Origin of the sequence: Janthinobacterium sp. ROICE36, assembly GCF_002869965.1 — a bacterium.
Lineage (GTDB): Bacteria > Pseudomonadota > Gammaproteobacteria > Burkholderiales > Burkholderiaceae_D > Janthinobacterium.
On sequence record NZ_PEBS01000002.1, the window covers coordinates 1 to 8,938 of the forward strand.

The following is an 8,938-nucleotide window of genomic DNA, read 5'->3' on the forward strand; positions in this document are numbered from 1 at the left end:
GTGTATCGATGGTTTGCGACCGGACCCTTCGTTCCAGTTCGGCACGGTCTTCCTCGCTCAATATAATCGGCGCCGCAGTCAGCATTGCTCACCTCATCTCAAACTCAATATGTAGATGATAGCGCAGTCTTTAAATAGTGCAACCATTTCGCAAGCAGTACACTAGCGCCCATATCGAGCTGGATGTCCGGATAGCGCGCGTAAAATTGCGGCAGCGCCGGTACCAGCAGCATGCTGGCGAGCGGACTGGGCACATCTACCCGCAACTGGCCACGCGGCAGCGCCGCAGCGCCGGGCAAGCCCGTTTCAATCTCGTCCAGGCTGGCCAGCACGGGCACGATGCGTTCGTAATACTCGGCGCCATCGGCCGTGACGTTGACTTTGCGCGTCGTACGGTTAAGCAGCTTCAGGCGCAAACGCGCTTCCAGCTGCTGCACCAGCTGCGTTACGCTCGTACGGCTCATGTGCAAGGTATGGGCCGCCTTGGTAAAACTGCCTGTCTCGACCACCCGCACGAATGCCCGCATCGTATCCAACTTGTCCATCGCCACCTCCGCATCCCGATTGTTTGGATTATACAAACAGTCTTGGGGGAGCCTGCCCCTTTATCTGCGCGCCGGCCCTGGCTAAAGTTCTGCCCAGGCCGCCGTTCGGCGGCAACATCCAAGGAGCCATGCCATGCGTAATGCAATCACCACCCGCGACGTCGTCTTCCCACCCGGACGCCAGGCGCTGTATGAAAAAAATCGCTATTCGCCGGCCGTGCGGGCCAACGGTTTGCTGTTTGTCTCCGGCCAGGTGGGCAGCCGCGCGGACGGCTCCCCAGAACCGGAACTGGAAGCGCAAGTCAGGCTGGCCTTCGACAACCTCAACGCCATCCTTCAGGCTGCCCATTGCACCTTCGACGATGTGCTCGACGTGACCATCTTCCTGGTCGAGCCGGAAGCAACATTCCAACGCATCTGGGATATGGTGCAGGCGCAGTACTGGGGCGTGGCACCCCATCCCACCGTCACGGCCGTGGGGGTGACGTGGCTGTACGGTTTCCAGTTTGAAATCAAGGTGGTGGCCAAGCTGCCGGACTAAGACGCATCCGGGCAGCGCCAGCGCCGCAGAATATACGGTCTGTTGCAGTCACGGCAAATATTACAGGAAAAACATGCCATCACTTTACTGATATCCAAGAGACACTGGTTCCCCACAGCAATCCATGGCAACATGAATGCGCCGTTTTTCCTGCAACACGGCGCAAACGAAACCATCAAGGAACCGTCCATGTCTTTTTATCGCACCTTCGCCGGCGGCCTGTTGCTCGGCCTGGCCGGCGCGGGCCTCGCCCATGCTCAAGCACCTACGCCCGCCGCGTCCGACTCTCCGGCTGACCCTCACCAGTGGCTGGAAGAAGTCCTCGGCGACAAGCCGCTGGCTTGGGTCAAACAGCACAATGCCGTCACCACCAAAGAATTGGAAGCCCGGCCCGACTTCCCTGCCCTGCAGGCGCGCCTGAAAACCATCCTCAATTCGAAGGAACGCATTCCCTACGTCAGCAAGGAAGGCGAGTTTTATTACAATTTCTGGCGCGACGCTCAGCATGTGCGCGGCATCTGGCGCCGCACCACCCTGGCGCAGTACCAGCTGGCCGAACCAACCTGGGAAACCGTGATCGACCTCGACCAGCTGGCCGCCGGCGAGCATGAAAACTGGGTCTGGGGCGGCGCCTCCTGCCTGTATCCGAAAGGCGAACGCTGCCTCATTTCCCTGTCGCGTGGCGGCGGCGACGCGAAGGTGGTGCGCGAATACGACGTGGCGAAACGCGCCTTTGTCGACGGCGGCTTCACCCTGCCGGAAGCGAAGGGCAGCGCCAGCTGGATCGACCAGGACACGCTGTTCGTCTCCACCGATTTCGGCCCCGGCACGATGACCAGTTCCGGCTACCCGCGCATCATCAAGGAATGGCAGCGCGGCACGCCGCTGGCGCAGGCGCACACGCTGTATGAAGCCAAGACCGACGACCTGAGCGCCGGCGCCTACAAGGACTTCACGCCCGGCCACGAACACCAGTTCATCGAGCGGCAGATCGATTTCTACAGCGGCGAAACCTTTTTGCGCGACGGCGCGAGCCTGACCAAAGTGCCAAAACCGGACGATGCCACCGTGTTTACCGTGCGCGGTCAATTGATCATCACCTTGCGCTCGGACTGGAAAGTCAACGGCAAGACCTACCTGCAAGGCTCCTTGCTGGCGACCGATTTCAAGGACTTCATGCAAGGCAAGCAGGCGCTGGAAGTGCTGTATGCGCCCACGGCCACGTCGTCGCTGGACAATGTCACGCCAACGAAGTCGGCCATCCTCGTGACGACCCTGGACAAGGTGAAGAACCGCCTGACGGAACTGCGCCACGTGAACGGCAAGTGGCAACGCCGCGCCGTCGATGCGCCCAAACTGGGCACCCTGGCCGTCAGCGCGCTCGATCCCGTCGACACGGATCAGTACTTCCTGACGGTGACAGACTTCCTCAACCCGACCACCCTGTACCTGGCCACGGCGCAAAGCGACAAGCGGACAAAAATCAAGTCGCTGCCGGCCTATTTCGACGCGACACCGTACAAAGTGGAGCAGTTCGAATCGACGTCGAAGGATGGCACCAAGGTGCCGTATTTCGCCATCATGGGCAAGAAGACGAAGTTCGACGGCCGCAACCCCACCGTGCTGTATGGCTACGGCGGCTTCGAAGTGTCGCTGAAACCAAGCTACAGCGGCACCACCGGCGTGGCGTGGCTGGAAAAGGGCGGCGTGTATGTACTGGCGAATATCCGCGGCGGCGGCGAATTCGGCCCCCGCTGGCACCAGGCGGCGCTGAAGGAAAACCGCCAGCGCGCGTATGACGATTTCATCTCGGTAGCGCAGGATTTGATCAAGCGCAAGGTCACCAGTCCGCGCCACCTGGGCATCATGGGCGGCAGCAATGGCGGCCTACTGACGGGCGCCATGCTGGTGCAACGTCCCGACCTGTTCAACGCCGTCGTCAGCCAGGTGCCGCTGCTCGACATGCGCCGCTATAACAAGCTGCTGGCGGGCGCCTCGTGGATGGGAGAATACGGCGACCCGGACGTGCCGGAACAATGGGCTTACATCAGCAGATACTCGCCGTACCAGAACGTCTTCAAGGATAAAAAATATCCGCGCGTGCTGTTTACCACCTCGACGCGCGACGACCGAGTCCACCCTGGCCATGCGCGCAAGATGGTGGCGAAGATGGAAGAGCAAGGCCACGACGTGCTGTACTGGGAAAACACGGAAGGCGGCCATGCGGGCGCCGCCAACAACGACCAGCAGGCGCTGATGTGGGCGCTGACCTACACCTTCCTGCTGGAGCAGCTGAAGTAAGGTGGTGGTAGGTCGGATTACGCGTTCCGCCAATCCGATCTACCCGGCTGCGGCAGCCCTTACTTCGCCTGCGCGCTGGGGCGCTCGGCGATGCGGTCGCGGTAGGCCTGCAGGTTCGACAAGCCTTCCGCGCCCGGCCGGTACTTCATCAGGCCGCGCGCGAATTCCAGCGCGCAGAAGGCCGTGATGTCGGCAATGGTGAAGCGCTCGCCGGCGATATACGGCTGCTGCGCCAGCACCTGGTCCAGCCATTGCGCCGTTTCGCGCAGCTTGCCCGCCTGCGCCGTGGCGAAGTCGGGAAACTGCGGGTTTTCCAGCGCCACCAGGGCCGGATGGCCATGGCGCACCCAGTTGGCGACGGCACTGAACAGATGCAGTTCCACGCGGCGGTCGGCCATTTCAATGAAGGCGCGCTCCTCGAAACCTTCGCCCATCAGCTTAGGCTGCGGCTGCAAGCCTTCCAGGTAGGTGCAGATGGCGCGCGTCTCGGTCAGCACGCGCCCGTCCGCCAGTTCCAGCACGGGCACGCGGCCCAGCGGGTTTTTCGCCAGGAAGGCGGGATCGCGGTGCTGGCCCGCCATCAGGTCGAGTGCCACTTCCTCGATGCCGGTGATGCCCTTCTCGGCGATGAACATGGTAACGCGGCGCGGGTTGGGCGTGCGGGGGCTGATGAACAGTTTCATGTGCGTGGGTCTCGTCTCGTTATGGTGTTGGCCAATCAACTGTGGCACCAGCCTGTGGCAATGCAGTCAGGCACCCATCATACCAGCGCGCGGCAGGCGTGCGCTGCTCCTGGCGCGTTGACTTTGCCCCCGTTTCACCTTAGATTGCTGTACGGGAACGCTGGCTTTCAGTTCCAGCGATGTCCCGCACACGTCATCAACGCCCGCAGCCTATCCGGCTGGCGGGCGTTTTATCCAAGAACCAAGGGCATACCATGCATCGCACACCGACTCCGCGTTTCCGCCGCAGCCAACTGGCCGCCGCCGTCCTGGCACTGACCGCCGCCACCGCTTTCAACACGGGCCACGCCGCCCCCGCCGTCAAATATACCTTGACCAGCCATGCTACCGGCACCACCACGCAGCTGCCGCGCGGCGTCACGCCTTTGCATTATATTGTGTCGATCACGCCGGACGCCGCGGCCTCCACCTTCAAGGGCGAAGCCGCCATCAAGGTGGCCATCGACACGCCAACGGCCAGCATCACCTTTAATGCCCTGAATCTGGCGTTTGCCGCCGCCGCCATCGAAGGCAAGGGCGGTAGCAAGCAGGTGACGCGCAAGATCGATTTCGATGCGGACAAGCAGACGGCCACCGTGCATTTTGCCGAGCCCGTGGCCAAGGGCGAGTACCTGTTGCGCATTGACTACAGCGGCAAGATCGGCACGCAGGCGACGGGCCTGTTCTCGCTCGACTACGACACGCCGCAAGGGCGCCAGCGCGCGCTGTACACGCAATTCGAAAATTCGGATGCGCGCAGCATGCTGCCGTCGTGGGATGAACCGGACTACAAGGCCACCTTCGCGCTGGACGTGGTCGTACCGAGCCACCAGATGGCCGTCGGTAACATGCCGATCGCCAGCAGTGAAGAGCTGGGCAATGGCATGAAGCACGTGTACTTCGCCACCACGCCGCGCATGTCGACGTATCTGCTGTTCTTCGGCCTGGGCGACTTCGAGCGCGCCACGGAGATGGTCGACGGCACGGAAGTGGGCGTCATCACGAAGAAAGGCGCGCTGGCGCAAAGCCGCTTCGCGCTCGACGAGTCAAGCGCCCTGCTGCGCGAATACAACGATTATTTCGGTGTGCGCTACCCGCTGCCAAAGCTCGACAACATCGCCGCGCCGGGCCGCAGCCAGTTCTTCGGCGCCATGGAAAACTGGGGCGCCGTCTTCACCTTCGAATACGGCCTGCTGCTCGACCCGAGCATCTCGACCCAGACCGACAAGGAAAACATCTACACCACGCTGTCGCATGAAATAGCGCACCAGTGGTTCGGCGACCTGGTCACCATGCGCTGGTGGGACGACCTGTGGCTCAACGAAGGTTTTGCGTCGTGGATGGAAAGCCGCACCACGGAGCGTCTGCACCCGGAGTGGAACACGGCCCTGTCCAACGTGGGCGGGCGCGAATCGGCGATGAGCCAGGATGCGCTGCGCACCACGCATCCCGTGGTGCAGCGCATCGCCACCGTGGAGCAAGCCAGCCAGGCCTTCGACGGCATCACCTATCAAAAGGGCGAAGCGGTGATCCGCATGCTCGAAGCGTACGTGGGCGCCGACACGTGGCGCACGGCCGTGCGCAGCTACATGCGCAAGCATGCGTATGGCAATACGGTGTCGGACGACCTGTGGCGCGAAGTCGATGCGGCCGCCGGCAAGCCTGTCAGCGCCATCGCCCATGATTTCACCCTGCAGCCGGGCGTGCCGATGATCACGGTGGGCCAAGCCGTGTGCAGGCAGGGCAGCACCCGCGTGACCCTGACGCAGACGGAATTTTCCAAGGACCAGCCGGACAAGAAACCGCTGTCGTGGAAAGTGCCGGTGATCGCCTCGACGGTCGGCAGCCACAAGCAGGCGCGCGTGCTGGTCAAGAATGGCAAGGCGACATTGAACGTGCCCGGTTGTGGCGCCCTGCTGGTGAACGCGGGCCAGAGCGGCTATTACCGAACCGTGTACGCGCCCGCCAACACGCGCGCGCTGGCGCGCAGCTTCGCACGCCTGGCGCCGATCGACCAACTGGGCTTGCTGGCGGACAGCCAGTCGCTGGGCCTGTCGGGCGCGCAAAATCTGGCCGACTTCCTGGAACTGGTGAAAGCGACGCCGCTGTCGGCAGATCCGCAAGTGCTGGGCAAGGTGGCCGCTTCGCTGAACGACCTGTATGAACAGTACGCGGGAGATTCTGTGCGCCAGCAGGCTTTCGGCCGCTACGCCATGGCGCGCCTGGCGCCGATGATGGCGCAGACGGGCTGGGAAGCGCGCTCGGGCGAAGCATCGAGCGTGGCGACCCTGCGCGGCCGGCTGATCGCCATCCTCGGCGACATGGGCGAGCCTGGCGTGATCGCGGAAGCGCGCCGACGCTACGCGGCCAGCGAACAGGATCCCAGCGCCATGCCTGCGCCGCTGCGCCGCACCATCCTGGGCGTGGTGGCGCAGCATGCCGACAGCGCCACCTGGGAACAATTGCACGCCAAGGCGCAGCAGGAAAAGACACCGCTCATCAAGAACCAACTGTATGACTTGCTGGCCTCAACCGACGATACGGCCCTGGCGCAGCGGGCGCTGGCGTTGGCGCTGACGGAGGAACCGGGCGTGACCAATAGCCCGGCCATGATCTCGCGCGTATCGCGCGCGCATCCGGAACTGGCCTTCGACTTCGCGCTGGCCCATCTGGAGCAAGTCAATGCGCGCATCGACGCCAGTTCGCGCAGCCGCTACTTCCCGCGCCTGGCGGCCGGCTCGGCACAGCCGGCGATGATCGCCAAGCTGGAAGCGTACGCGCAGGCCAACCTGCCGGCCAGCGCGCGCGGCGACGCCGACAGTTCCGTGGCCGGCATCAAGTACCGCATCAAGTTGCGTGCAGAACGGCTGCCAGCCGTCGATGCATGGCTGGCGCAGCAGGCGGGCTAAGTGGCATTCCCGGCGTCTCACGCCGGGAACTGCTGAAAACGCAGGCAAAAAAAACCGGCTTCGCAAGTCGCGGCAGCCGGTTGAAACGCTGTTTCAGAGCGCAGGGATAAAACGGGAAACACATGAAGAAGTGGAAATCGTGCCGGTCATTGAGGTGTCCGGCAACCTTGCGCCCGGGGTTTCCGTGCGCCATGTAGCCACTATGCCAGTCCTTCCCTCGGACAGGCTTAGGACTTCATTAAATCCCATTTCTTTTCCCGCTTTTACCCTGCATGCCTTGCCATCGCAGCAATTTCACGCTGCGCCAGCCTGTCTGGTGCCGATGGTTGAGCTCACCGGCTAAGCTGTTGAGTCATGCCTGCATCCTAGCGCTCCCGGAGCGTAGTGATCTGCGCAATGCATGCTGTGGCCAACGAAAGCATCATAACAGCCTCATATGACCGCCATATGACCTGGCTCTAACATTGCTCACGCGCTGCGGCGCGGATCGCGTACTATTCTCCCATCGCCCTTGCCCCTTTTGCCCATGCTCAGCCAGAACCGCCGCAGGCCCTCGAACATCCGCACCACTTTTCTGCTTGCCTGCGCCGTGCTGGCCTCCTGCACGCCCCTGCCTCCGGCGCCGCCCCCTGCGCCGGTCGCCCCCGCCATCATGCCCGCGCCCGCCTGGCAACAGCCGGGCGTGCGGGTCTTGCACATCGCGCCGCAGGAATCCCTGCTGACCATCACCGTGCGGCGCGGCGGCGCGCTGGCCCGCCTGGGGCATGACCACGTGATCGCCAGCCGCACCCTACAGGGCGTGGTCGCGCCGGCACTGGGGCGCGCGCAATTTCAGTTCCGGCTCGATGAGATGAGTGTGGATGAGGAAAGCTTGCGCCAGGCGGCCGGCCTGACGACGACGCCGTCGGCCGATGCCATCGCCGGCACGCGCCACAACATGCTGGTGCGCGTGCTCGAGGCGGAACGCTATCCGTGGGTGAGCATCGACGCCCGGCGCACGGGCGACAAGGAAGTGCTCGAGGCCGACATCACCCTGCATGGCGTGACGCGCACGCTGCAACTGCCGGTGCGGATCGAGCAAGCGGCCGAAGGGCGCGGCCTGCAGGCCAGCGGCAGCCTGCTGTTAAAACAGAGCGACTTCGGCATCGTGCCGTTCGCCGTCCTGGGCGGCGCCATGGCCGTGCAAGACCAGATGGAACTGGCGTTCCGCATTGCCGCCCGGCAAGAGGTCAGCGCGCCAGGATCAGGCGCAAACCCAGGCCGATAAAGATGCTGCCGGCTACGCGGTCCAGCCACAGGCCGGCGCGCGGGCGGCGGTTGAGCCACAGGCCGACGGCGCCGGAAAAATAGCCGAGCAAGCCAAACAGCACGCACGCCTGCGCCGTGAAGACCAGGCCCAGCTGCGCCGTCTGCCAGCTGGCATTGCCCTGCCCCGCGACGATGAACTGCGGCAGAAACGAGAGGAAAAACAGCACGACTTTCGGATTGATACTGTTGGCAAACAAACCCTTGCCGAACAGGCGCAGCAGCGACTCGTCGGGCAGGGCCGCCGCGCCATCGACCCTGGCGCCGCCACGGCTGCGCAAGGCGCCGATGCCCAGCCACACCAGGTACAGGCCGCCAGCCACTTTCAGCGCGCTAAATGCGGTGGGCGAGGCGGCCAGCAAGGCCGACACGCCGATAGTCGCCAGCACCGTGTGCGTGAGGCAGCCAAGGGCGCAGCCCAGGCCGAACGCCATGCCCTGGCGGCGCCCGCGCGACATGCCCATGCCCAGCACCATCAGGTTGTCGGGGCCGGGACTGGCGGTGATCAAAACGGCAGCGGCCAAGAAGGCCAGCAACTGGTCGGGACTGAGCATGAATATCTCGCGGGCAAAGGCGCCATGATACCGGAGCGTGACCATGCCGGCAGGACAGGAG

7 protein-coding genes and 1 pseudogene are annotated in these 8,938 nt (G+C 63.8%); 5 read left to right on the top strand and 3 right to left on the bottom strand.

Features of this window, described 5'->3' with window-relative positions; translation table 11 throughout:
- Positions 1-161 precede the first annotated feature (161 nt).
- A pseudogene (locus tag CSZ94_RS01035) lies at positions 162-545 on the bottom strand (LysR family transcriptional regulator); the annotation flags it as partial.
- 133 nt (positions 546-678) lie between these two features.
- Between CSZ94_RS01035 and CSZ94_RS01040 the strand changes: the two are divergent.
- Together CSZ94_RS01040 and CSZ94_RS01045 are read left to right on the top strand one after the other, a co-directional pair.
- Positions 679-1,086 (top strand): RidA family protein, encoded by a 408-nt coding sequence (locus CSZ94_RS01040; RefSeq protein WP_258000707.1) that lies wholly within the window; start codon positions 679-681, stop codon positions 1,084-1,086.
- Positions 1,087-1,275: 189 nt separating this feature from the next.
- Positions 1,276-3,387: a prolyl oligopeptidase family serine peptidase gene (locus CSZ94_RS01045; RefSeq protein WP_102119926.1), complete on the top strand. Its 2,112-nt coding sequence runs from the start codon at positions 1,276-1,278 to the stop codon at positions 3,385-3,387.
- Between the two features lie 59 nt (positions 3,388-3,446).
- Here the strand turns inward: CSZ94_RS01045 and CSZ94_RS01050 are convergent, their stop codons facing one another.
- Positions 3,447-4,070 (bottom strand): glutathione S-transferase family protein, encoded by a 624-nt coding sequence (locus CSZ94_RS01050; protein WP_102119795.1) that lies wholly within the window; start codon positions 4,068-4,070, stop codon positions 3,447-3,449.
- Positions 4,071-4,324: 254 nt separating this feature from the next.
- Between CSZ94_RS01050 and CSZ94_RS01055 the strand changes: the two genes are divergently transcribed.
- From CSZ94_RS01055 to CSZ94_RS01060, 3 genes are all read left to right on the top strand, one after another.
- A complete protein-coding gene (locus tag CSZ94_RS01055; RefSeq protein WP_102119796.1) occupies positions 4,325-7,018 on the top strand; it encodes a M1 family metallopeptidase in 2,694 nt (897 codons plus the stop codon).
- Complete coding sequence (locus tag CSZ94_RS27480) at positions 6,990-7,361, top strand: hypothetical protein (protein ID WP_146009705.1); 372 nt, start codon at positions 6,990-6,992, stop codon at positions 7,359-7,361. The genes CSZ94_RS01055 and CSZ94_RS27480 overlap by 29 nt, the downstream gene beginning before the upstream one ends.
- 183 nt (positions 7,362-7,544) lie before the next feature.
- Positions 7,545-8,285: a YceI family protein gene (locus CSZ94_RS01060; protein ID WP_258000708.1), complete on the top strand. Its 741-nt coding sequence runs from the start codon at positions 7,545-7,547 to the stop codon at positions 8,283-8,285.
- On the opposite strand, the gene CSZ94_RS01065 is transcribed toward CSZ94_RS01060, so the two are convergent.
- Entirely contained in the window at positions 8,248-8,877 is a 630-nt protein-coding gene (locus CSZ94_RS01065; protein ID WP_102119927.1) for a LysE family translocator, read from the bottom strand. The genes CSZ94_RS01060 and CSZ94_RS01065 overlap by 38 nt on opposite strands.
- Positions 8,878-8,938: the final 61 nt, after the last annotated feature.

Bases quoted from the DNA above. Each gene is read 5' to 3' on its own strand.
- CSZ94_RS01040 (WP_258000707.1), top strand. From the start codon at position 679: ATGCGTAATGCAATCACCACCCGCGACGTCGTCTTCCCACCCGGACGC.
- CSZ94_RS01055 (WP_102119796.1), top strand. From the start codon at position 4,325: ATGCATCGCACACCGACTCCGCGTTTCCGCCGCAGCCAACTGGCCGCC.
- CSZ94_RS01050 (WP_102119795.1), bottom strand. From the start codon at position 4,070: ATGAAACTGTTCATCAGCCCCCGCACGCCCAACCCGCGCCGCGTTACC.
- CSZ94_RS01060 (WP_258000708.1), top strand. From the start codon at position 7,545: ATGCTCAGCCAGAACCGCCGCAGGCCCTCGAACATCCGCACCACTTTT.
- CSZ94_RS27480 (WP_146009705.1), top strand. From the start codon at position 6,990: ATGCATGGCTGGCGCAGCAGGCGGGCTAAGTGGCATTCCCGGCGTCTC.
- CSZ94_RS01065 (WP_102119927.1), bottom strand. From the start codon at position 8,877: ATGCTCAGTCCCGACCAGTTGCTGGCCTTCTTGGCCGCTGCCGTTTTG.
- CSZ94_RS01045 (WP_102119926.1), top strand. From the start codon at position 1,276: ATGTCTTTTTATCGCACCTTCGCCGGCGGCCTGTTGCTCGGCCTGGCC.